Annotated in this window: 19 protein-coding genes; 9 read left to right on the top strand and 10 right to left on the bottom strand. The window is 70.8% G+C overall.

What is annotated here, in order from left to right; translation table 11 throughout:
* Positions 1-232 precede the first annotated feature (232 nt).
* The gene (locus D471_RS0127620; RefSeq protein WP_017601618.1) at positions 233-1,459 is read right to left on the bottom strand and encodes a glycosyltransferase family 4 protein; all 1,227 of its coding nucleotides are present in this window, start codon (positions 1,457-1,459) and stop codon (positions 233-235) included.
* Positions 1,456-2,274, bottom strand: coding sequence for a hypothetical protein (locus tag D471_RS0127615; protein WP_017601617.1), 819 nt, complete (start codon positions 2,272-2,274; stop codon positions 1,456-1,458). The genes D471_RS0127620 and D471_RS0127615 overlap by 4 nt, the downstream gene beginning before the upstream one ends.
* A 521-nt stretch (positions 2,275-2,795) precedes the next feature.
* Between D471_RS0127615 and D471_RS0127610 the strand changes: the two genes are divergently transcribed.
* Both D471_RS0127610 and D471_RS37915 read left to right on the top strand, forming a co-directional pair.
* Positions 2,796-4,154, top strand: a complete 1,359-nt coding sequence (locus D471_RS0127610) for an MFS transporter (protein ID WP_026128134.1) — start codon at positions 2,796-2,798, stop codon at positions 4,152-4,154.
* A gap of 208 nt (positions 4,155-4,362) precedes the next feature.
* On the top strand, positions 4,363-6,021 hold the full coding sequence (locus D471_RS37915) for a hypothetical protein (protein ID WP_017601615.1): 1,659 nt from the start codon (positions 4,363-4,365) through the stop codon (positions 6,019-6,021).
* 75 nt (positions 6,022-6,096) lie between these two features.
* On the opposite strand, the gene D471_RS0127600 is transcribed toward D471_RS37915, so the two are convergent.
* Complete coding sequence (locus tag D471_RS0127600) at positions 6,097-6,594, bottom strand: phosphoribosyltransferase (RefSeq protein ID WP_017601614.1); 498 nt, start codon at positions 6,592-6,594, stop codon at positions 6,097-6,099.
* Positions 6,595-6,882: 288 nt separating this feature from the next.
* Here D471_RS0127600 and pdhA point away from each other — a divergent pair, with 288 nt between their 5' ends.
* Genes pdhA through D471_RS0127585 form a run of 3 tightly spaced genes read left to right on the top strand, consistent with a single transcriptional unit; the run spans position 6,883 to position 10,338 of the window.
* Entirely contained in the window at positions 6,883-7,968 is a 1,086-nt protein-coding gene (gene pdhA / locus D471_RS0127595; RefSeq protein ID WP_017601613.1) for a pyruvate dehydrogenase (acetyl-transferring) E1 component subunit alpha, read from the top strand.
* A gap of 1 nt (position 7,969) precedes the next feature.
* Complete coding sequence (locus D471_RS0127590) at positions 7,970-8,962, top strand: alpha-ketoacid dehydrogenase subunit beta (RefSeq protein WP_017601612.1); 993 nt, start codon at positions 7,970-7,972, stop codon at positions 8,960-8,962.
* Positions 8,959-10,338, top strand: coding sequence for a dihydrolipoamide acetyltransferase family protein (locus D471_RS0127585; protein ID WP_017601611.1), 1,380 nt, complete (start codon positions 8,959-8,961; stop codon positions 10,336-10,338). The genes D471_RS0127590 and D471_RS0127585 overlap by 4 nt, the downstream gene beginning before the upstream one ends.
* 159 nt (positions 10,339-10,497) lie before the next feature.
* On the opposite strand, the gene D471_RS0127580 is transcribed toward D471_RS0127585, so the two are convergent.
* Positions 10,498-10,848: a MerR family transcriptional regulator gene (locus D471_RS0127580; protein ID WP_017601610.1), complete on the bottom strand. Its 351-nt coding sequence runs from the start codon at positions 10,846-10,848 to the stop codon at positions 10,498-10,500.
* Here D471_RS0127580 and D471_RS36560 point away from each other — a divergent pair.
* The gene (locus D471_RS36560; protein WP_083924351.1) at positions 10,820-11,881 is read left to right on the top strand and encodes an MFS transporter; all 1,062 of its coding nucleotides are present in this window, start codon (positions 10,820-10,822) and stop codon (positions 11,879-11,881) included. The genes D471_RS0127580 and D471_RS36560 overlap by 29 nt on opposite strands.
* Before the next feature lie 88 nt (positions 11,882-11,969).
* Here the strand turns inward: D471_RS36560 and D471_RS36555 are convergent, their stop codons facing one another.
* The 6 genes from D471_RS36555 to D471_RS0127545 form a co-directional block, all read right to left on the bottom strand.
* Complete coding sequence (locus tag D471_RS36555) at positions 11,970-12,731, bottom strand: DUF262 domain-containing protein (RefSeq protein WP_017601607.1); 762 nt, start codon at positions 12,729-12,731, stop codon at positions 11,970-11,972.
* Positions 12,732-12,742: 11 nt separating this feature from the next.
* Positions 12,743-13,708, bottom strand: coding sequence for a hypothetical protein (locus D471_RS0127565; protein WP_017601606.1), 966 nt, complete (start codon positions 13,706-13,708; stop codon positions 12,743-12,745).
* The gene (locus tag D471_RS38820; protein WP_026128132.1) at positions 13,698-15,002 is read right to left on the bottom strand and encodes an AAA family ATPase; all 1,305 of its coding nucleotides are present in this window, start codon (positions 15,000-15,002) and stop codon (positions 13,698-13,700) included. The genes D471_RS0127565 and D471_RS38820 overlap by 11 nt, the downstream gene beginning before the upstream one ends.
* Before the next feature lie 140 nt (positions 15,003-15,142).
* The gene (paaZ, locus tag D471_RS0127555) at positions 15,143-17,176 is read right to left on the bottom strand and encodes a phenylacetic acid degradation bifunctional protein PaaZ (protein ID WP_017601603.1); all 2,034 of its coding nucleotides are present in this window, start codon (positions 17,174-17,176) and stop codon (positions 15,143-15,145) included.
* 227 nt (positions 17,177-17,403) lie between these two features.
* Positions 17,404-17,925 carry a YbaK/EbsC family protein gene (locus tag D471_RS0127550; protein WP_017601602.1) on the bottom strand — a complete coding sequence of 174 codons (522 nt, stop codon included), beginning with the start codon at positions 17,923-17,925 and terminating at the stop codon, positions 17,404-17,406.
* A gap of 63 nt (positions 17,926-17,988) precedes the next feature.
* A complete protein-coding gene (locus tag D471_RS0127545; protein ID WP_017601601.1) occupies positions 17,989-18,954 on the bottom strand; it encodes an ADP-ribosylglycohydrolase family protein in 966 nt (321 codons plus the stop codon).
* Between the two features lie 117 nt (positions 18,955-19,071).
* Here D471_RS0127545 and D471_RS36550 point away from each other — a divergent pair, with 117 nt between their 5' ends.
* The 3 genes from D471_RS36550 to D471_RS0127530 all read left to right on the top strand — a co-directional run.
* Positions 19,072-20,532 carry a PASTA domain-containing protein gene (locus D471_RS36550; protein WP_051059267.1) on the top strand — a complete coding sequence of 487 codons (1,461 nt, stop codon included), beginning with the start codon at positions 19,072-19,074 and terminating at the stop codon, positions 20,530-20,532.
* 167 nt (positions 20,533-20,699) lie between these two features.
* Entirely contained in the window at positions 20,700-21,872 is a 1,173-nt protein-coding gene (locus D471_RS0127535) for a substrate-binding domain-containing protein (protein WP_017601600.1), read from the top strand.
* 229 nt (positions 21,873-22,101) lie between these two features.
* The coding region (locus D471_RS0127530; protein ID WP_017601599.1) for an ATP-binding cassette domain-containing protein at positions 22,102-22,479 on the top strand (378 nt) is incomplete at its 3' end.

Below are 22,479 nucleotides of genomic sequence, written 5' to 3'. Positions count from 1 at the left end.
GGTGGGCGGCTCGCGGAGTCGATCGCCGCCGTCACGGAGGCTCCGCAGGAGGCCGCGCGGACCGGGGAACAGGGTGCCGGGGCCCGGGAGGACGCGGCCGAGGCCACGTCGGATCCGGGAACGGCGGCCGAGGACTGACACCTTCGCCCGCCGGGGCCGGGACCGGGACCGGGGCACCAGCACGCACCGGCCGTCTCCTCCGTGAGCGGAGGCGGCCGGTGCGTTGCTCGGTTCAGGCGACGACCTCGCTCGGTCCCGCCGGACGGACACGCCGGGAGCGCCGCCCGGCCTCCTTGGCGGCGAGCCGCTCGGCCAGGAACGCGTTCCAGCGCTCGATGACGGGCTCCATGGCGTAGGAGGCGGCCGACCGAACCGCCTCCTCCCCCATGCGCAGCCGCTCGTCCCGGTCCTCGACCAGCCGCAGCAGACCGGCGGCGAGCGCGTCCACGTCCTGGTCGGGGACGAGCAGTCCGTTGCGTCCGTCCTCGATGATCTCCCCCGGCCCGTGCGGGCAGTCGAAGCTGACCGCCGGGACGCCCACCGAGAAGCCCTCGATGATCGTCATCCCGAACCCCTCCACACGGGAACTGACCGCGAGCAGCGAGGCCTTCGCCAGCTCCCCGGTGAGGTCCTTGGTCCGCCCCATCAGCGTGACCTGGTTGCTCAGCCCCAGTTCGACGATCTTCTTGCGCAGCTTCTTGTCCAGCTTCCCACCGCCGTAGATGCGCAGCCGCCACTCGGGGTGCTTGTGCGCGACGACCGCGAACGCCTCCATGAGCTTGGGGTACTGCTTGACGGGGGCCATGCGTCCGGCCCCGACGATGATCGGGTTGTCCTGGGTCGACCGAGGGTAGTCGCGCGCGGGCAGGGGGTTGGGTACCGCGGCCAGCCACTCCGGTGCGGCGTCGAGCAGGTCCCGGTAGGCCGACCGGTCCGCCTCCGTCAGGACGGTCATCCCGTCGAGGCGGGGGTAGTGGCGCGTGACGGCCTCACGCAGTTCGTCGGAGTGGTTCCCCAGGTTGACGTGCTCTTGGCCGATGGCGAGTACACGGTCCGGCGCCCACTGGGACAGGAGGAGGTTGAGGCCGGGACGGGTTCCGATGACGACGTCGGCCCGGGTCTCCCGCAGGTACCGGCGGAGCGCGGACAACGATCGCGCGGTGAAGAAGTTCGCCCGTTTGGCCTCCGTTCCGGTGACGAGCCGGGAGATGGTGCGCTCGCGGTAGCGGAGGCTGGCCGGGCCGGGCAGCCTGTGGAACGTCTTCTCGGCGACTCCGGTCGTGGACAGGGCACGCAGCCCCACCCCTTCGGGGAGGGGGAAGAACGGGGTGTCGGTGTGCCGCACCAGGCTGACGATCTCCACCTCGTGGTGGGCGGACAACCCCTCGGCGAGGTTGTAGACCGTGCGGATCGTTCCGCCCATCGCGTAGCCGTTGGCGATGAGGAAGGCGATCTTCACGCGGAGGCCTCGTTCCGCTCGGTCGCCAGGAGGGAGAACTCGTCCTTGACGGTGTAGTAGGGCCGGATCCGCACCGCGGGTCCGCCGTCACCGCCCCCTCCGGCCAGGTCCGCCCGGGCGAAGACGACCTTGCCCTTCTTGCCGACGACGTCGTCGGCGTGCGAGGCGAGGCGCAGCTCCGCCCGGTCGTCGGGCGTTCTGAGCCACAGGTCCCACTCGTTGTGCTTGCGCTCGGGCTCGTGCGCGCCCGCGATCGGCTCCAGCGGGATCGCGCAGCGGAAGGCGTCGCCGTCAAGCGCGGCGGGAGCGGTCACGACACCGTCGAGGCTCCGCTGACGGGCGACGACCTCGCCGACCGCGGCGCCGTCCCCGCCGGCGGTGTAGGCGAAAAAGCCCGAGACGGTGATCGTGTCGGTGCCGACCTCCACCCACTCCACCTCCGCGTACGGGGTGACACTGGACGTCACGAGCCGCAAACGCCCCCGTGGGTCGCGGATCGTGCGCAGGTCACGGGTGCGTCGCTGGCGTACGTAGTCGAACCTGCCGCTGAGGCTGAGACCGGAGTCGCGGGTCAGGACCGGCGCCGGGCGTCCCGAGCGGTCGATCGACACCACGTTCCAGGTTCCGTCCTCCAGCGGGAGGTCGGCGAGACGGGCGCGGAGGACCCTGCCCTCCCGTTCGACGTCCGGGATCGGGACCGAGTCCCCGTCGGCCCCGTCCCGTAGCAGGGCCAGACCGGCCCCGAGCTCCTCCTCGGCCGCGAACCGGAGTTCCAGCACGTCCGCGGCATCGATCCGACTGAGCTCCGCGTGCAAATGATCCTCCCCAAGAATCTCGATGGGCCCCACCGGGTGACGACACCCTGGGCACGGCCCACGCCGCTGTGGCTCACTCCCGGAGAGCGGGTATGGAGTGATTCGTGGCAATGGTGGCAAATGGGATGTTTTGTTTACCTAAGTGGTCTATTGCTGTTGACCAAGCCACCGGTTCCCTCCGGGGTCGGATTTCTTCGGGTCGCCGCCCGGTCCCTCCGTCGCCGGTGGGCCGACCCGCGCCGTCCCGCTGTCGGCCCCCGGCCTCCGCTGGCGCCACCGCTCCCCACCACCCACCGCTCCGATCAGGGACTTTCCTGGCGCGATGGCGCGGTGCTTCCGAGCACTCACCGACCGTTCGGTCAGTTCATGGCCATCGAGCTGGAAAAAGACCCACCCCTCTTAAAAAGTGGATTGAGTCACATGACATGGTGTCCTCGGACTCGTCCGGTGTTGACCGATCGCGGGTCCGATGGTCAGATCCGGTCCCGAGCGGGCCGGTCGAGAGCAAACGGAGTACCCCCATGGCATCTTCCGACCCCCAGGTCGCACCAGCGGGCCCCACCGCCGAACGACGGGAGAGACGCCGCGTCCTCGCCGGAACGATGGTCGGCACCACCATCGAGTGGTACGACTTCTTCATCTACGCGCAGGCGGCCGGAATCGTCCTCGCTCCGCTGTTCCTCGCGCCCCTGTCCGAGGCCAGCCCCGGAACCGCCCAGGTCCTGTCCTTCGCCACCATCGGCATCTCGTTCCTCTTCCGGCCCCTGGGCGCCGTCGTCGCCGGCTTCCTCGGCGACCGGCTCGGTCGCAAACGGGTCCTCGTCGGCACCCTCGTGATGATGGGGCTGTCCACCTGCCTCATCGGCGTGCTGCCCACCTACGCGCAGGTCGGTGTGGTCGCCCCCGTCCTGCTCATCACCCTGCGTGTGCTCCAGGGGTTCTCCGCGGGCGGTGAGTGGGGTGGCGCCGCGCTGATGTCGGTCGAGCACGCGCCGACCACCAGGCGGGGCCTCTTCGGCGCCTACCCGCAGATCGGCGTGCCCTGCGGGATGATCCTCGCGACCTTCGTCGTCTGGCTGATCACCGCGATCGTCGGTGCCGACGCCTTCGCGGAGTGGGGCTGGCGCATCCCCTTCCTGCTGTCCTTCCTGCTCATCATCGTCGGTCACCTGATCCGCAAGTCCGTCGAGGAGTCCCCCGTCTTCCGGTCGATGCGGGAGCTCAGCGCCACCGCGGCCACTCCGCTGCGTCGGCTCTTCCAGGGCAACACCCGCGAGGTGGTCCTGTCCGCCCTGATCTTCCTGGCCAACAACGCCGCCGGATACCTGGTCATCGCCTTCATCGCCACCTACGCGTCCCGTCCCGAGGCGGAGCTCGGCCTGGGAATGGAGCGCGGCCCCGTGCTGCTGGCGACCGTGTTCGCCTCGTTCGGCTGGCTCGTGTCCACGCTGTACGGCGGGTGGCTCAGCGACCGGATCGGCCGTGTGCGCACCTTCCAGATCGGCTACGTCATGCTGGCGGTCTGGTCGGTGCCGATGTGGCTGCTCATCGACACGCGGAGCATCGGCGCCTACACCGCCGCGGTCTTCGTGTTCACCCTCGGCATGGGGCTGAGCTACGGCCCGCAGGCGGCGCTGTACGCGGAGATGTTCCCGGCCGCGATCCGCTACTCCGGTGTCTCGATCGGTTACGCGGTGGGTGCGATCATCGGCGGCGCGTTCGCCCCGATGATCGCGGAACTGCTGCTGGATCGGTTCCAGGCCTCGTGGACCATCGGCGCCTACATCGTGGCGGCCTCGGTGGTCTCCTTCGTCGCGGTGTCACTCGTCAAGGAGCCGAAGGGCGTCGACCTGCACGTGGGTGAGCGGACCTCGGTGTGAGACGGCCCTCCGCCTCCGGGCGGGGTGGCCGTACGGGGCGCTGGCCGGAGGACGACCACCGCCCCGTCGTCATGTCGACTGGTCGCCATGTCGTTCCGCCGTCATGTCGTGTCCTCGCCATGTCCACCCGGGGCGCAGGAACAGGCGTCGGGCACGTGATGTTTCACGTGAAACCGGAGTTCACAGCGCTCCCGCGCGGAGAGGACCGATGATGCGGTTCCACCGGCCCGGACTGCCGTCCGACCTGCCGCCGCCGGCCGACCTCTGGGCCAGGGGCGGGGCACTCGCGGTGGTGTGCGTGGGCTGTACCGGCGGGCAGGGGGAGTGCACGGCGGCGGACGGCGCCCTGGTGGTCGGCGGTCGGGGAGACGGATTCCGCCTGGTCCTCGTCGAGGGCGGGCGGGCCATGCTGCTCGGCAACGACCACGCGAGTTCTCCCGCGAGCGGGCACCGGCGCCCCGTGGACCCGCTCGGGGGCGCCCCCGACTGGCTTCCGTGGGACTGGCTGGGCCGTGCGCGCCGGTCCGGAGCGGACTTCGTCTACTGGTGGGACGGGGAATGGTCGCGGGTGGCCTACCCCGACGACTGGGACGACGACGGCCTGGCTGGCGCCGTCGGCCGGTTCGCCGACCACGAGGCCGCCGTCGACGGGATCGCCGACCTGGTGGCCGGCCTCTCCAACGGGCGTACGGGCCGTGGCGTGGTCCGCGACCTCGTGCGAAGGGCTGAGGACCGGACCGTGGACGCCGCGACCGTGCCCGCCGTGCTCGCGGCGGTGAACGGCGCTGACCCCGAGCGTGCCCTGGACACCGCCCGGTTCCTGGGACTGACCGGAGGTGATGTCCCCGAAGTCGCCGCCGGGCGGGGCGGTCCCGCTTCGGGCGGGCTTCCGTCGGTCGGGGCGGACGAGTGGGGGCTGCTCGTCGGCGACGCCATGCGCTCCGGAGCGGAACGGCCCCGGCCCGCCCCCGCCCCCGCCGCCGCGGCCACCGCCCTCGTCAACCGGATCCGCGGCCGTGTGCTGGACGGGGACGACGCGTGTGTGCTCGTGTTCGGCGCCCTCCGCCCCTGGACTCTGGTGCGGGAGGGCGGCGGAGAGCCGCCCGTGTCCTCCGGTGTCCCGGAGCTGATGCTGCGGCTTCGGGAGGACGAGGCCGATCCGGAACACGGCCGGTGGCTGTTCCTCCGGGCGGCCGTCACCCGCGACGGCGCGCATCTGGAGCGCGCCCACGACCACTGGCCCTCCTGGGGCGCGGGCCACCCCACGGGCATGGTGGCGGACCTGGCCGGTCTGCGCGCGGAGATGGCGGCGCGTTCGCACGACTGGCGTCCCGCCTGGGCGGACCTGCTGGACGACCAGGCGCTCCTGTCGCCCCCGTGGCCCGGACCGCAGGGGCGGCCCAGTGTCCCGCCCCTCCAGCTGGGGCCGGGTGGACGCGCGGCGCTCATCGACGACGTCGCCTCCCTCCTGAGTGGGGCCGTGGCCGGGGAGTGGTCACGTCTCACACTCACCTACCGGGCCCTGGTCGGCTACGCGGGCGGGACACTGACGGTCACCGGGCCGGAGGGGGACCGCCGGACCGGTCCGCCGCCCGGGGTCCGCCCGGTGATGGCCGCTCTGCGTTCGGCCTCCTACGCGCCAGGGCGGGGCACCTGGTTCCGGGTGGAACTCGTACTGGAGCGTTCCTCGGGCTGGCGGATCACCTACGACCGCGAGGGCGAACCGGACTTCACCCTTCCGCCACCGGCCCTCAGCTACGCGCTGGACGCGCGGTACTTCCCCCGGGATCCGGTGCACACGCCGCCCTGGTTGGGCGAACGCCTGAGGGCCGCCCGGGACAGCGGACTTCGCGGCCCGCTCGGCTGACGCGGACGCGCTCGTCGACCGGTTGGGGGTCAGCGGATCGTCTGATCCGCGCGCTCGTGCGGCCGGACCGGGTGCTCAGGCGTCGCGGACCTGGCCCTCACGGGTGACGACCGGGGGCCGCACGGACCAGGGGAAGTTGATCCACTGGTCGGTGTACTTCCATACGTACTCGCACTTGACCAGGGACTGGGGCTTTTCGTAGATCACCGCGCTGCGTACGTCGGCGACGTGCTCGGCGCAGAAGTCGTGCACGAGCTTGAGCGTCTTGCCGGTGTCGGCGACGTCATCGGCGACCAGTACCTTCTTGCTGCTCAGGTCCACGACGTTGGGCACCGGCGGCAGCATGACGGGCATGTCGAGCGTCGTGCCCACACCCGTGTAGAACTCGACGTTCATCACGTGGAGATTCTTGACGTCGAGCGCGTACCCGAGACCGCCCGCGACGAACAGCCCTCCGCGCGCGATGGACAGGATGATGTCCGGCTCGAATCCGTCGTCGGCGATGGTGCGCGCCAGCTCGCGCATCGCGGTGCCGAAGAGTTCGTAGGTCAGGTTCTCGCGCTCGTCGCTCACGGATCTCCCCCTGCGTCCCGGTCGTGTGGATGGTGCCGGGGTCCGCGCAGGTGGGGCCGCCACGGCACCGATCCACCCTACGCCGCACGGGTCACCTCCTCTCACAGAACGTGACCCTGGCCACTCGTCTGCCAGGATCGGTGCTCCAGGTCACATGTCTGGACGAAATGTGTACAGATGTCGCCAAGTATGCGACATCTTCTCGAGTTTTTCGGCGAACTAGCGAACATATGGCCACAAAGACCACCATGTTTCTGTACACCTCACCCCGAGCCTGGAGGTTGGAGCATGGCTGGTGGCCAGGACCTTCTTCCCTCCGAGCGGCCACTGCGGCTGCTCGACGAGACCGGGCGGCGCGTGCCCGGCGCGGCCCTGCCGTTCCCCGACACGGACCGCCTCCTCGACGCGTACGCCTCCCTGGTGATCGGCCGCCGCGTCAACGACCAGGCCGGGGCCCTCGTCCGTCAGGGGCGTCTGGCCGTCTACCCCTCCTCGCACGGGCAGGAGGCCTGCCAGACCGGTGCGGCCCTCGCCCTGGCCGACGGCGACTGGCTCTTCCCCACCTACCGAGACACGGCGGCGGTCATCGCGCGCGGTGTGGACCCGGTCGAGGTGCTCACCCTCCTCAAGGGTGACTGGCACGCGGGTTACGACCCCTACGCCCACCGGGTCGCCCCCCAGGCCACTCCGCTGGCCACCCAGCTCCTGCACGCCGTCGGCGTCGCCCACGCGGCCCGCCTGCGCGGTGAGGACACCGTCGTCATGGCCCTGTGCGGCGACGGCGCCACCAGCGAGGGCGACTTCCACGAGGCGCTCAACTTCGCCGCGGTCTTCCGGGCCCCCGTCGTCTTCTTCGTGCAGAACAACGAGTACGCGATCTCCGTGCCCCTGGCCCGGCAGACCGCCGCCCCCTCCCTCGCGCACAAGGGCGTCGGCTACGGGGTGCCGGGCCACCGTGTGGACGGCAACGACGCCGCGGCGGTGCTCTCCGTCCTCGACCGCGCGGTCGCCTCCGCCCGTTCCGGGGACGGGCCCCAGCTGGTCGAGGCGCACACCTACCGGATGCAGGCGCACACCAACGCCGACGACGCCTCCCGCTACCGCAGCGACGAGGAGGTCGATCCGTGGGTGGCCCGCGACCCCCTGCTGCGTATGGAGGCCTTCCTGAAGCGCAAGCGCGCGCTCACCAAGGCCCGCCGGGCGGAGATCACCGAGCGCGCCGAGGCCGTGGCCGCGGCCATGCGCGAGGGCTTGGCCGAGGACACCGACCCCGAGCCCTCCGAGCTGTTCGCCCACGTGTTCTCCTCCCCCACCCCCCAGCTGGCCGAGCAGGCCGCCTTCCTGGCCGACGAACTGAGCAGAGAGGGCCACTGACATGGCGACGGACCCCACCAAGCTCACCATGGCCCAGGCGCTCAACCAGGCGCTGCGCGACGCCATGGCCGAGGACGAGACCGTGTACGTCTTCGGTGAGGACGTCGGTCCGCTCGGCGGCGTCTTCCGGATCACCGACGGTCTGACCGCCGAGTTCGGCGAACACCGCTGCTTCGACACCCCGCTCGCCGAGTCCGGCATCGTGGGCATGGCCGTGGGCATGGCGATGAACGGGATGCGCCCCGTGGTCGAGATGCAGTTCGACGCCTTCGCCTACCCGGCCTTCGAACAGATCGCCAGCCACGTCGCCAAGACCCGCAACCGCACCCGGGGGCGGGTCGGGCTGCCGATGGTCATCCGGGTCCCCTACGCGGGCGGGATCGGCGGCGTCGAGCACCACTGCGACTCCTCCGAGGCCTACTACGCGCACACGCCCGGCCTGACCGTGGTCGCCCCGTCCACCGTCGCCGACGCCTACTTCCTCCTCCGCGAGGCCATCGCCTCCCCGGACCCGGTGGTCTTCCTCGAACCGAAGAAGCTGTACTGGGGGAAGGAGGAGGTCGACCTCACCGCGCCCGAACCGGGTATCGGCACCGCCGTCGTCCGCCGTCCCGGCACCGACGCCACCCTCATCGCCTACGGCCCCTCGGTGCCCACCGCGCTGGAGGCGGCGGAGGCCGCCGCGCAGGAGGGCCGCAGCCTCCAGGTGGTCGACGTGCGCTCGCTCGTCCCGTTCGACGACGCGACCGTGTGCGAGGCGGTGCGCTCCACCGGCAGGGCGGTCGTGGTCGCCGAGGCGAGCGGATACGCCAGCGTCGCCTCCGAGATCACCGCCCGGGTGACCGAGCGCTGCTTCCACTCGCTGGCCGCGCCGGTCCGCCGCGTCACCGGTTTCGACATCCCCTACCCGCCGCCGAAGCTGGAGCGCTTCCAGCTGCCCAGCGTGGACCGCATCCTGGACGCCGTCGACGACCTCCAGTGGGAGGACCAGTGAGTATCCGGACCTTCGACCTTCCCGACCTCGGCGAGGGCCTCACCGAGGCCGAGGTGGTGCGCTGGCTGGTCGCCGTCGGCGACACCGTGGCCGTGGACGCGCCCGTGGCCGAGGTGGAGACCGCGAAGTCGATCGTGGAGGTCCCGTCGCCGTTCGCCGGAACGGTCAGTGAGCTGCACGGCGAGGAGGGTGCCGTCCTCGCCGTGGGCACGCCGCTGATCAGCGTGGACGACGGGGTGGCGGCCGAGGCCGTCGCGCCGGAGCCGGGGGCCGCCCCGGAGGGGGCGGCCGTGGCCTCCCCCGAGGGTGAGCGCTACCGGGAGGAGGAGCGCGCCGGAACCGGTTCGGGCAACGTGCTCATCGGCTACGGCACCCCCGAACACCAGGCGAGCGGGCGCCGCCGCAGGCCGCGCGACCGGTCGGCCGTTCCGGCGGCGCCGTCCCGGGCCACGGCTCCCGAACCCGCCCCGGCGGCCACCACCCGTCCGCCGCTGGTGACCTCACCGCTGGTCCGCCAGATGGCCCGCGAGGCCGGGTTGGCGATCTCCTCGGTCACCGGCAGCGGCCCCGGCGGGCTGATCACCCGGGCCGACGTGCGCGCCGCGATCGAGGCCGCGAAGGTCCCGGCTGAGCCGACCCCGGCCACCGCGCCCGTTCCGGTCGATTCGGGCGGCACCGATCCGCGCACCGGGCTGGCCGAGTCGCGGCGCGTCCCGATGACGGGGTTCCGCAAGGCCGTCGCCGAGTCCCTGTCCCGCAGCCGCCGGGAGATCCCCGAGGCCACCGTCTGGGTGGACGTGGACGCCACCGAACTGGTCCGTCTGCGCCAGTCCGACCCCGAGGGGCCCGGCCTGCTCTCCTACGTGGCGCGCTTCGTCCTCGCGGGGCTGCGCGCCCACCCGGAGCTCAACGGCCTGGTCGACACCGAACGCGGCGAACTGGTCCAGTACGACGGCGTGAACCTGGGCCTGGCCGTCCAGACCGACCGGGGCCTGGTCGCTCCCGCCGTCCTGGGCGCGCACCGGATGACCACGACCGAGCTCGACGCGGAGATCCGGCGGCTCACCGCCGCCGCCCGTGAGGGGAAGGCCACCCCGGCGGAGATGACCGGCGGCACGTTCACCCTGAACAACTACGGTTCGCTGCGGGTGGACGGCAGCGCCGCGATCATCAACCACCCGCAGGTCGCCATCCTCGGTCTGGGCCGGATCATGGACCGCCCGTGGATCGTGGACGGCGAGCTGACCGCCCGCAAGATCACGCAGCTGTCCTTCGCCTTCGACCACCGCGTCTGCGACGGCGGCACGGCGGCGGGCTTCATGCGCGTGGTCGCCGACGCCATGGAGAACCCCGCGAAGGCCATCGCCGTCCTGTGACGTCACCCGACCCGAACGGCGTCCCGGGGAGTCGGCACCCCGGGGCGCCGTTCGTATGTCCGCACGTCGCCGAGTCCACGTGTCGCCGAGGCGCTCTGTCGTCGTGTCGACACCGAGGCCGGGGGCCGTCCACGCGGCCCCGCCCGCCGCGGCGGCCCCTCACCCCCGCGGCGGGTCGCCGTCGCGCACGACCTCCAGGTACTCGGAGATCGCGTCCCTGTTCCTGGACAGGCACGCGATGCGCTGGTCCATACGGTCGCGCTCGTGTTCGAGCAGCGCGATCATCTCCGGGGTGGCGTCGGGGAAGTGGATGGACCTGGGCCGGTCCAGGCACGGGAGGATCTGCCGGATCAACCGGGTGGGGAGCCCGGCGTCGAGGAGCCCCCTGATCTGGAGGACCCGGTCCACGAGGCGGGGGTCGTAGTCGCGGTAGCCGTTGGGCAGGCGCCGGGGCCGGATCAGGTCCTGTTCCTCGTAGTACCTGAGTAGCCGCCGGGGGCAGTCCGTCACGATCTACGCGCTCGGCACGGCGCTCACGGCGATCCCGCTGACCGCGGCCACGGCGCGATGGCCGCGCAAACGGCTGCTGCTGACGGCCGTCGTGGCGTTCGCGCTCGCCAACACCGTCACGGCGGTCTCCACCGACTGCCTCCTCACCATGGCGGCCCGGTTCGTCGCGGGGGTGGCGGCCGGACTGGCCTGGGCGATGCTGGCGGGCTACGCGCGCCGCATGGTGCCCGACCACTTCCAGGGCAGGGCGATCGCGCTCGTCATGGCGGGCATCCCGGTCGCGCTGTCCCTGGGCGTGCCCGCGGGTACCTTCCTCGGCTCCGTCGCGGGCTGGCGGCTGACCTTCGCCCTGATGACCGTGCTCACCGTCGTCCTCGTCGGATGGATCCTCGCCCTCGTCCCCGACCGGCCCGACCGGCCCGGCCGGGAACCGGGCGCCCGGACCCCCGTGGCGCCCGCCCTCGCCGTCCCCGGGGTGGCGCCGGTCCTGTTCGTCACCCTGGTCTTCGTCCTCGCGCACACGATCCTCCACACCTACGTGGCCGCGTTCCTGGGCGGCGTCGGGCTGGGCGACTCCGTCGACCTCGTCCTGCTGCTTTTCGGCGCGGCGTCCCTCGTGAGCGTCTGGGTCGTCGGCGTGCACATCGACCGTAGACCGCGCGCGCTCATCGTGGCCAGCGTCCTCCTGGTCGCCGCCGCGGCCACCGCTCTCGCGGTCCTGTCCGGTGGAGCCGTACCGGTGTACGCCGCGGTGGTGCTGTGGGGGCTGGGCTGGGGCGGTGTCCCCACCCTCCTCCAGACCGCGGTGACCGACGCGGGCGGCGAGGCCGCCGACACCGCGCAGTCCGTGCTCGTCACCCTGTGGAACGTGGCGATGGCGGGCGGCGGAGTGGCGGGTGGCGTGCTGCTCGCCCGTCTCGGACCGCTGGCCCTGCCGTGGAGCCTGCCAGTGCTCCTGGCCCCGGTGCTGGTCGTGGCGCTGGCCGCCCGCGTCCACGGGTTCCCCGCCCGGCGGGCCGGAGCGGGGAGCTGACCTCGCCCCGCCCGAACGGCGACGCGCCCCGTCCCCGTGTCTCCACGGGGACGGGGCGCTTTGTCGACATGCCGATCCGGCTACACGTCTACTCGTCGCCCTGGGAAATCCGTTCGGCAGAGGTCGGACAGCTCTCAGGTCCCCAGGTCGAGGCCCGTCGGATCTCGTCCTTCGTCAGTGACCGGCCGCTACTGTTGAGGCGCTGGAAGACTCTCATTGCCTGACCGAGACTGCCGCCTCTCAGGCGCACCACGGGCAGCCGGTAGGACTTGAACCGCTGGGCGATCTCCTCCGCCTCGCTGATGAGTTCGTCCACTGGGAGGTCCTGCCGGTGGGAATCGAGTTCACGGGCGAAGGCCAGGAAGTCCATCGTCCGGAGCACCGCGCTCATCGGGAGGAAGTGTGTGGGGACGGGAGCCTCGCTCTCCCAGCGCCGGTACAGGTTGCCTGATTGACCGGAGGCTCCGAGTTCCCGGTACACGCGCCACGGAGCGTCTTGCCCAACAGTCTCATGATCGTTCGCGCGACGCCGTAGTCCGCCGTACAGCGTGGCCAGTCTCTGGTGCCCGTCCAACAGGTAGAAGACGCCCTCTACTTCAGTCGTGTCCGGAAGTCGTACACCGGCGAAGTCCGGGAGGCTGGGCAGATCGTCGGTTGTCTCGAGGATGATGACGCTTCCGATGGGGAAGTTACGCTCAACGCTCTCGAAGAGGTCGAGCCGCTGCTCAGGACCCCAGACGAAGGGGCGGCTGAACTCGGGAAGGCGTAGCTCTCCCCTGTCGATCCACCCCAGGATCTCCTCCAGAGTGCGCCCCTCCGTGGCGGCGCCCAGAACACCTCTGTTATCCATCGCGGCCACCTTCAGACGATTGTGCGAAGCATGTCGAGGATGCGGTGCAGCTCCTGCACTACATCCTCCCCGAGCACTGCCAGATCGGACTCCGTGACCCGTCCCTGCGAGGCCAGTGTCTCCATCTTCTCTGTCAGGTTCTTACCGAAGCCCTTGCTGAGCCTCATCAAGGTCCTCTGCGGGACATCGTCGAAGAGCCCCTCATGGGTTGGATCGGGTTCCAGTGGTTTTCCCGGAGTCCTCTTGAAACCGTCCTTCATGTCGAAGTACGCGCGCTGTCGGGGAGTCAGCTCCTTCAGAGCTTCGAGCCGTCGGCTGGTCTCGGCCATCCTTCGGTGGTGTCCACTCTGGGCCAGGACCCGGTTGGGCACGTAGTTCTCCGACTCGCGGAACTCCAGGACGTGGGCCTTCACATCGAACTCGCGCGCCTGGTCGGCGATGCGGTGGCACTTGGTGACCGCGTTCGGATGCATCCGGTCGCTGTCGAGCAGGAGGGCGACCCGGGGGATGAGCCGGAACTCGTCCCGCTGCTCCCGTGCCTGCCTCCCAGCATCGTGCTTGCCACCGCCGTTGCGGATGTCGAGATTGCGCTCTTTGATGGCGGTGAGGATGTCGTCGGCCCGAAGGACCAAGGCGATGGCCCGGAGGAAGGACTTGTCAGAGGAGTCGTTCTCGACCAACAGGACGGCTGGTCGGGAGAGGTCGTGGAGATGGTCGTCCAGGGTCCCCCCTTCCACCCGTACAAGAGGTCTGTCGACGGACCGCCATGAGGACGCCGCGACGGACTTCATCGCGATACTGCGGTAGGTGTCCCGCATGACCGGGACGTGTTCCCCGAAGAACTCGTCCACGGGGTCGATCTGGGAGATGTCCGCGGACCATTCGTGGACGTCCCGGATGAAGAGGTCGAAGAGCCTGATGACGTTGAGCGCGTTCGTGTTCTCGGCGAAGACGGCCGAATCGACCTCAACGAGCATGCGACCCCAAACGTCCGGACTGCGCTTGGGCGAGAGCCCTGGTCTCCTCGAAATCCTCCGTGAACACGCCGGACGGCCAGTAGTCCAGGTTGCCCAGCCGGTCGATACCGATGCGCCTGGCCTCGCCAGCCCCGTTCGCATGCTCCACGAAGTAGAGGGAGACGTCGTCCGGGTTCAGTCTGCCCTCGGCGATGCGCCGCCTGATCCTCAGGAGGAACGTCTCACTGTGCGTCTCGATGAGGAAGCGGACACGCCTGCTTCGTGTGGCCGCTGAGATGAACAGATCCGCGACGTCCGCGTGTGCCGAAGGGTGGAGATGGAGTTCCGGCTCCTCGACGATCTCCAAGACGTCCCCGAGGGGAGACCTGTTGACCTCGTCGAGGGCCCGCTGTACCAGGACGGGCAGCATCTGGACGACGCCCGTACCCGCATCCCCCAGACTGACCTGAACGGAAGGGTCATGGGTTGAGGTCAGGTGAACGGAGTACATCCCGATCTCGTGGTCGGTGATGCCCACTGTCCAACCGGGGATGTTCTCGGAGAGAATCCGGTTGAGGGCGCGCAGGACCCTTCCCTGACCTCGCACCACGTCGTTAGCCAGGATGTCGAGAGCGTCCTCACCGGTGGCGCCCACGGTTCGAGGGGCACGTGAAGGTAGACGGCGCACCCTGCCTGGTCGCGTTCTGAATGGCCCCAGATAGCGAATCTGGTCGAAACCAAGAAAAAGCCCTCCGAAGTCAGGCAGGTGGGTTTCTTTTCTGTTATCGAAGGTAAGCGTAGATCTGGGTTGAAGTCCTATGAATCTTACGCGTTCATTGGTGACTTCAGTGCCCTGTTGAATCTCGTATTCCTGTATGCGCCCCCACGGGTTGTCAGGGTTTGGAAGCCACCTGAGGGACACGCTGTGATTTCCCTTGTGGAGGGTTATCCTGTCGACGACCTGTGCCTGCCATTCATCGACGTCCTGGAGGGATACTTTCACGGTTCCCGACATGCCCTCCCGGTCGATCAGGTCCATCGTGAACCTGATCCGTTGGTGAGGCCGCTGACCGTGGACAAGGTCGCGGAACGTGGGTGCTCCCTCCCCTAGACGTTCGAGGTCGAGAGGAAGGCCAGAGGGGGTGGATGGATCTAGACTCCTGCGCAGTCCAGTGGACATCACCAGGGGCGCCCTCACCAGGGCACTCTTGCCCGAGTTGTTCTGTCCGAGCACGACGGTGATCTTCCCCAGCTCGATCTCCTGCTCGGTGGGGAAACACCGGTAGTTCTGTACCGTGAAGCGCGAAAGCGGCATACGGACAACTCTAGACTCGCGGGCCTGAACCGGTCCGGCGAACCGACTTTCGTGCCGCCTTCTCCGAACGGCGACGCGCCCCGTCCCCGTGTCTCCACGGCGACGGGGCGCTTTGTCGACATGCCGATCCGGCTACACGTCTACTCGTCGCCCTTGGCGACCAGGGTGAGCACGTCGTAGGTGGCGACCGGCTCGTCACGCTCGTTGGTGACCAGCGCGTCCCAGCGGACCTCGCCGTAGTCGGCGTTCGCGCGCGGGGTGATCTGCTTGGCGGTCAACTGGACGCGGATGGTCTCCCCCTCCTTGACCGGGGTGAGGAAGCGCAGGTTGTCCACGCCGAAGTTGGCCAGCACCGGGCCCGGGTCCGGGTCGACGAACAGCCCCGCCGCCAGTGAGACCACCAGGTACCCGTGGGCCACGATCCCGCCGAACAGCGGGTTGGCCGCGGCCGCCTCCTCGTCGGTGTGCGCGTAGAAGGTGTCCCCGGTGAACTCCGCGAAGTGGTCGATGTCCTCCCGCGTGACCGTCCGATCGGCGGAGGAGATCGTGTCACCGATCCGCAGCTGCGCGAGGTTCTTGCGGAACGGGTGCACCTCGCCCACGTCGCGCCTGGAGCCGGTGGTCCAGTGCCCGGTGATCGCGGTCGCCATGTCCGGCGAGGCCTGGATCGCCGTGCGCTGCATGTGGTGCTTGACGCCGCGCACACCGCCCATCTCCTCGCCACCGCCCGCGCGGCCCGGGCCGCCGTGCACCAGCATCGGCAGCGGAGAGCCGTGCCCGGTGGACTCCTTGGCGTCGTCGCGGTCGAGGACGAGGATCCGCCCGTGCCACGGGGCCAGCCCGAGCACGATCTCCCGTGCCACGTCGGGGTCGTGTGTGACGACCGAACCGACCAGGCTTCCGGTGCCGCGCGCGGCCAGCTCCACCGCCTGGGCCACCCCGTCGTAGGTGATCACGGTGCTGACGGGGCCGAACGCCTCCACCTCGTGCGGCTCGCCGGCGTCGGGCCGGGCACGCAGCAGGATCGGCGACATGAACGCGCCCGCCTCGGCGTCCGCGCCCACGACCTCCACCTCGTCCGGGTCGCCGTGGACGACGTCGGCGGAGGCGAGGAGTGCCTTGACCGCCTTGCGCACCTCGGCGCGCTGGTCGAGCGTGGCCAGCGGACCCATGCGCACGTCCTCGCGGTCAGCGGCGCCGACCACCACCGCGGACAGGCGGTCGGAGATGGCCTCGGTGACGGCGTCGGCCATCGGTTCGGGGACGATCACCCGGCGGATGGCGGTGCACTTCTGCCCCGCCTTGACCGTCATCTCCGTGACGACCTGCTTGACGAACAGGTCGAACTCGGGGTCCTCCACGCGGACGTCCGGGCCGAGGATCGAGCAGTTCAGCGAGTCGGCCTCGACGTTGAGCTGGACTCCGCCGCGCACGACGTTCGGATGTTCGCGCAGCAGGGCGCCGGTCGCGGCGGAACCGGTGAAGCCGACGATGTCCTGCGGGCCGAGGTTGTCGAGCAGCCCCCGGTGCGTGCCCACGAGGAGCTGGAGGGAACCCTCCGGCAGAAGCCCGGACTCGACCATGCGCCGTACGACCGCCTCGGTCAGGTAGGACGTCTGGCCCGCTGGTTTGACGATGCTGGGCATCCCGGCGAGGAAGGCCGGCGCGAGCTTCTCCAACATGCCCCAGACGGGGAAGTTGAAGGCGTTGATCTGCACGGCCACGCCCGGGCGGGAGGTGTAGACGTGCTGGCCGACGAAGGTGCCCTTCCGGCCCAGCGGCTCCAGGGGCCCGTCGAGGACGACCGTCGAGTTGGGCAGCTCGCGCCGCCCCTTGCTGGAGAAGCTGAAGAGCGTGCCGAAACCGCCGTCGACGTCGACCATCGTGTCGCGCCTCGTGGCCCCGGTGCGGTGGGACAGGGCGTAGAACTCGTCCTTGTGCCCGGTGAGGTAGGTGGCGAGTTCCTTGAGGATGAGCGCGCGCTGGTGGAACGTGAGCGCGCGCAGGGCGGGCCCGCCCACGCGGCGCGCGTAGTCGATCATCGCGGCGACGTCGGGTCCGTTGGCCGAGATCCGGGCGACGGTCTCCCCTGTGTTCGCGTCGGCCAGCGGCGCGCCCTCGTCCTCGGGGGTGAACCACGATCCCAGTGCGTAGCTCTCCAGTGTGTGGGACACCTGACGGTCCTCTCCTCGGGCTGTGCGTCTCTCGGCACAGTATTACAGACCGATCGTTCAGTAAATAGTCCCTGGTCGGATGATGTCCGAACCCGGTTCGCCCCAGGGTTTCGGACATCTCGCCCGTGTCATCAAACCGGGAGCGAAGCGCCCAAACGATGTGTCATTTTGTCGACATATCGACTTCCCGATCCGGGTTCCGGGTTCCGGGTTCGGGTGAGAGGAGGTCACCTGGTCAGCGGCATGACACGCACGCCCGGCAGTTCTCCCAGCAGCGCTCCCGGCACCAGCAGTTTGGACCGGCGAAGCCCACTCCCCACCACCACGTGCGGTGTGTCGGCGACGGCCTCGTCCACGAGCAGCGGCCACCCGTCCGGCAGACCGAACGGGGTGATGCCGCCGTACTCCATGCCGGTCAGCCCGGTGGCCTCGTCCATCGGGGCGAAGGAGATCTTGCGGGCGCCCAGGTGGCGGCGGATCGCTCCGTTGACGTCGGCGCGCTGGGTCGCGAGCACCACGCACGCCGCGTACGTCACCTCACCGCCGCGCTTGGCCGCCAGCACGACGCAGTTGGCGCTCGCCTCCAGCGGCACCCCGTAACGCTCACAGAACGCCGCGGTGTCCGCCAGGTCGGGGTCGATGGCGGCCACCCGGACCTCCTCCGCCAGACCCTTCGTCACCGCACGCACCGGTGCGGCCAGCAGGTCCGGGTGGTCGTCGGGCGTCGTCCAGTCGATGCGGCCGAGCATGGTCACTCCTCGGGGGTGTGTGTCGGGTTCGCAGCCATGATTTCGCATCCCGGTCCGCGAGGATCAGCCGTGCCGACGGGTGACCGCCAACGCCAGTCCGGCCAACCCCTCGGCCCGGTATCCAGGCCACCCGTGCACGGCGGACACGTATTCCCCGGGGATCTCCCCGGCGCCCCACCGGGCGCCGAGCAGCGCACCGGCGATCGCCGCCACGGTGTCGGTGTCGTTCCCGGCCCGGACCGCCGCTCGCAGAGCGCCCGTGAACCCGTCCGGTTCGTGGGTGATCGCCGACCACGCGGCCTGGAGGGCGCGGACGACGAACCCGTTGTCGCCGAACGCGTGCGGCGGCCGCTCCTCGGCCTCGCCCAACCACCCCGACCATGCGTCGCGCCGGTCCTCCGGAAGCAGGTTCAGGCCCGCACGGACGCCCGCCAGATCGCCGTCGACCACCGCGTGGCGCACCCCCTCGCACCACAGGACGCAGGCCTCCCCCGCCAGTGGGTCGCCGTGGGTGAGGTCGCTGTACCGGCGCGCCGCCGCGGCCAGGCCCCAGGGATCGTCGAGGTAGGCCAGGGCGAGCGGGCCCGTGCGCATGAGGGAGCCGTTCCCGGCGCTGCGGACGCCCGACGCGTGCAGCTCCGCCGCGCCCTCCGTCATCACCCGGGCGACGTCGTCGGACCGCCAGGCGTGTTCGGCCCCGCCCAGGACCCGAGCTGTCTGGTTGCCGATGTCGGTGGCGCCCTCGGCCCGCCACCTCAGGAACGCCCGCGCGGTCGCGGCCAGCGCCTCCGGAGCGAGGGGGTCGTCGTGGTCGCGCAGGCTCTCCGCGACGCAGACCGCCATCTGGGTGTCGTCGGAGTACTCACCCGGTGCGTAGGGGCCGAGCCCGCCGCCGACCATCTCCGGGACGCGGTCGGCGGGCAGCGGCGGCCCGAACTCGTAGGGAACGCCCAGGGCGTCACCACAGGCGGCGCCCAGCAGGACACCGACGGCACGGTCGTCGGCGGTTCCGGGGAGGGGAAGGGACACGGTGGCCTCGCAGGGGGTGACAGGGGGTGTTCGATCCTGAGCCTAGTGCGTTGGCTGTGTCCACATTCGGCCTGGTGAAACATGCTTGATGGATCTTCGTCCGCATAGAATCCCCTCGTGACCCCATCCCCCGACTTCCTCACCGGCACCGTGCTGCACGAACGTTTCGCACTCGGTCCGATCCTGGACGCCGACGCGGCGGGAAGCACCCACGAGGCGCGGGATCTGGCCGAGGACCGGGCCGTGACCGTCAGCCTCCTGCACCCGCGACTCGCCGCCGACCCGGCCGCCGAGCAGGCGTTCCTGGCCAGGGCCGAAGCGCTCGCCGCGGTGTCCCACCCCGGCCTGGCCAGGGTCCTCGGCCAGGGGCGCGACGGAGAACACGTCTACGCCGTCACCGAGCGCGTCGAGGGGGTGTCCGTCGCCGAGGTGCTCGCCGGATACGGGCCCCGCGCCGGATACGACCCCCAAAACGCGCTGTCCGTCGTCGCGGACGCGCTCTCCGCGCTCCGCGCGCTCCACGGGGCGGGCCTCGTCCACGGCTCCCTGAACACGGACCGGGTGATCCTGGACGACGCCGGCAACGTCCGTGTCACGTGCCTCCCGGGGCTGCCGGGGGTCCCGGGCGAGGCCGTCGCCGACACCCGGTCGGACGTGTACGCCGCCGGGGTCCTGCTGTACGCCCTGATGACCAACGTGAGCACGGCACAGGACGATCGTCCGCTGCGTCCGTCCTCGGTCGTCCCCGGTGCGCCGCCCGACCTGGACATGCTGGTCGCGGGCGCCACCGATCCCAACCCCCGCTACCGCCCCAGGGACGCGGGACAGTTCCTCGCCCTGGTCGAGCAGGTGCTGGGCGCCACGCCCGGAGCCGCCCCGGCCGCCGTTCCGGAGACCGCGGCGCCCGCCGTGCGCGAGGAGGATCCGGAGACCGTCCCCTTCGCCGCTCCCGCGCCCGCCCCGGGTCACGTCCCGGGTCACGTCCCGGCGGACCCGGGAATCGGGCCGGCGGAGGAGGGCGTGCCGCCGTGGCGCCGCCTCCCGGTCCTGATCGCCGCGGGGGCACTCGTGACGCTCCTGGCCGCGGCTGTGGTCTGGGCACTTGTGCCGGATACCGACGACGAGCCGGGAACGGGGGCCTCCGCGCCGCCCTCCCCCGCCCAGTCCACGTCGGAGGAGGACCCGGAGCCGTCCCCGTCCCCGTCGGCCGACGCACCCGCGGTCGTCCCCTACCTGATCGGCATGGACCGGGCTGAGGCGGTCGCCGCACTGGAGGAGCTCGGACTGGAGGCACGGATCGTCGAGGAGCCCAGCGACACGGAGCCCGCCGGAACGGTCGTCGAGCAGGACACCTCGACCGGGGAACCCGCCCCCGAGGACGGCGTCGTGACGCTCACCGTGTCCACCGGCCCCGCCGAGGAGGAGTCCTCAGGCACCGGGTCCGAGGAGGACGACACGGCCGACTCCGAGTCCGTCCCCGACACCGACTCGGGTGACGGTTCCGGGGGCGGCCCCGGCCCCGGCAGGGACAACCCCGGGCGCGGCAACGGGAACGGCAACGGGAACGGCAACTCCTAGCGCCAGCGCCGGTCTCCCCCTGGCGTCCCACGACACCGGTTCCCGGCCGAATGTGTCCCATCGCCACATGTGAATCGGATCACCGTGGCTCTACCTTCGGGTTGGCACCCCATCCCCCCAGGTCGGGCGGGTACGTCGGGCAGGCGGGTGCCGACTGGAGGAGTTCCATGCGCAAGACCCCCGTGATCGCCGCGACCGCCGTGCTCCTGGCCGCGACCGCCTGCGGCACCCCGGGCGAGACCGCCGGAGGCGGGGAGGACGGCCCCCTCCGCGTCGGGATCGTCTACTCGTCCACCGGCCCCCTCGCCAGTTACGGGGAGCAGTACCGCCAGGGCTTCGAGGCCGGGATCGACCACGCCACCAACGGCACCATGGAGATCGGCGGGCGCACCGTCGAGGTCGAGTTCATGGACGACGCCGGAGACCCCGCCACGGGTGTCTCCGCCGCGCGGGAGCTCATCGGCACCGGGCACGACATCATCGCCGGGTCCGTCTCCTCCGGTATCGCCGTCCAGATCGCCCCGCTCGCCGAACAGAACGACGTGCTCTTCGTCTCCGGGCCGGCCGCGACCGACGCCATCACCGGAATCAACGACCACACTTTCCGCTCCGGCCGCCAGACCTACCAGGACATCCTCACCGCGAGCACCTTCATCGACGACCCCGACGGTGCGAACGTGGTCGTGCTGGCCCAGCAGAACGCCTTCGGTCAGGCCAACGTCTCCACCGTCACCGAGGTCCTGGAAGCCGAGGGCGCCACCGTCGACAGCGTCCTCGCGCCGCCGGACAGCACCGATCTGACCCCCTTCGCAGAGCAGGTCAACCAGGCCGAACCGGACCTGGTCTTCGTCGCCTGGGCGGGCGAGACCGCCTCCGCCATGTGGCAGGCCCTCGACCAGCAGGGAGTCCTCGACTCCACCGAGGTCGTCACCGGACTCGACATCAAGCCGTCCTACCCCGTCTTCGGCGAGGCGGGCGACCGCATCTCCTTCCTCGCCCACTACTTCGACGGGGCCGCGGAGACCGAGGTCGCCGAGATCATGCACGGCACCGTCGAGGCGGCGGGCGGCGAGGTCGACCTCTTCACCCCGGACGGCTTCACCGCCGCGCAGATGGTCGTGCACGCCGCCTCCTCCGGAACTGACACCCAGGAGCGGATCGACGCCCTGGAGGGGTGGACCTTCGACGGCGTCAAGGGCGAGCTCCACGTGCGTGCCGACGACCACGCCCTCATCCAGCCCATGTACCAGGTCCGGATGGTCGGCGAGGGCGAGGACGCGCGGCCCGAGCTCATCGCGGAGATCCCCGCCGCCGATGTCGAGCCCGGGATGGCGGGCTAGGCAGTGTTTTTTGGGTCCTCCGCTTCGCTTCGGACCGTGTTCGGGCACCCCGAAGGCAGGGATTCTTCATCCTCGTCCTCGCCTGTCGCTCGTTCCTCGCCACGCGGCTCGACTCGCCCGCCCGCCACCCTCGACGGACGCCTGCGGCGCCATACCCACGTGAAGAACCCCGGCGGCGCCCGAACGGCGAACCCCCCGGACAACCGCTCCGAGAAACGGTGCCTCACCCATGACTGCCGAACCCGCTGAACCCACAGGCCCCGGCGCGACCGCCGGGACCGACCACCCCACCGAGCCGGGGACGGCGCCGGACGCACCCGCCGTCCCCTCCCCCGTCCTCGCCCTGGAGGACGTCAGCTGGTCGGTCGGCGGCGCCGTCATCGTCGACCACGTCACCATGGACGTCCGCGAGGGCGAGTTCGTCGCGCTGATCGGCCCCAACGGCGCCGGGAAGACCTCACTGTTCAACCTGGTCTCCGGGCTCACCAAGCCCACTGGCGGCACCATCCGCCTCTCCGGCGCCGACGTGACCCGACACGCACCGCACCGCCGCGCCCGCCTGGGCATGGGCCGCACCTTCCAGACCTCCAGCGTCTTCGCCGACCTC

It is taken from the genome of Nocardiopsis lucentensis DSM 44048 (genome assembly GCF_000341125.1).
Taxonomy (GTDB): Bacteria; Actinomycetota; Actinomycetes; order Streptosporangiales; family Streptosporangiaceae; genus Nocardiopsis; species Nocardiopsis lucentensis.
The sequence above is the reverse complement of the archived record's forward strand: the minus strand, read 5'-3'. Positions and strand labels throughout refer to the sequence as shown.

What these genes read in the sequence shown, in the direction of transcription:
- D471_RS0127610 (WP_026128134.1), top strand. Translation starts at nt 2,796, where the DNA reads ATGGCATCTTCCGACCCCCAGGTCGCACCAGCGGGCCCCACCGCCGAA.
- D471_RS37915 (WP_017601615.1), top strand. Translation starts at nt 4,363, where the DNA reads ATGATGCGGTTCCACCGGCCCGGACTGCCGTCCGACCTGCCGCCGCCG.
- pdhA (WP_017601613.1), top strand. Translation starts at nt 6,883, where the DNA reads ATGGCTGGTGGCCAGGACCTTCTTCCCTCCGAGCGGCCACTGCGGCTG.
- D471_RS0127590 (WP_017601612.1), top strand. Translation starts at nt 7,970, where the DNA reads ATGGCGACGGACCCCACCAAGCTCACCATGGCCCAGGCGCTCAACCAG.
- D471_RS36555 (WP_017601607.1), bottom strand. Translation starts at nt 12,731, where the DNA reads ATGGATAACAGAGGTGTTCTGGGCGCCGCCACGGAGGGGCGCACTCTG.
- D471_RS0127565 (WP_017601606.1), bottom strand. Translation starts at nt 13,708, where the DNA reads ATGCTCGTTGAGGTCGATTCGGCCGTCTTCGCCGAGAACACGAACGCG.
- D471_RS38820 (WP_026128132.1), bottom strand. Translation starts at nt 15,002, where the DNA reads ATGCCGCTTTCGCGCTTCACGGTACAGAACTACCGGTGTTTCCCCACC.
- D471_RS0127550 (WP_017601602.1), bottom strand. Translation starts at nt 17,925, where the DNA reads ATGCTCGGCCGCATCGACTGGACGACGCCCGACGACCACCCGGACCTG.
- D471_RS0127535 (WP_017601600.1), top strand. Translation starts at nt 20,700, where the DNA reads ATGCGCAAGACCCCCGTGATCGCCGCGACCGCCGTGCTCCTGGCCGCG.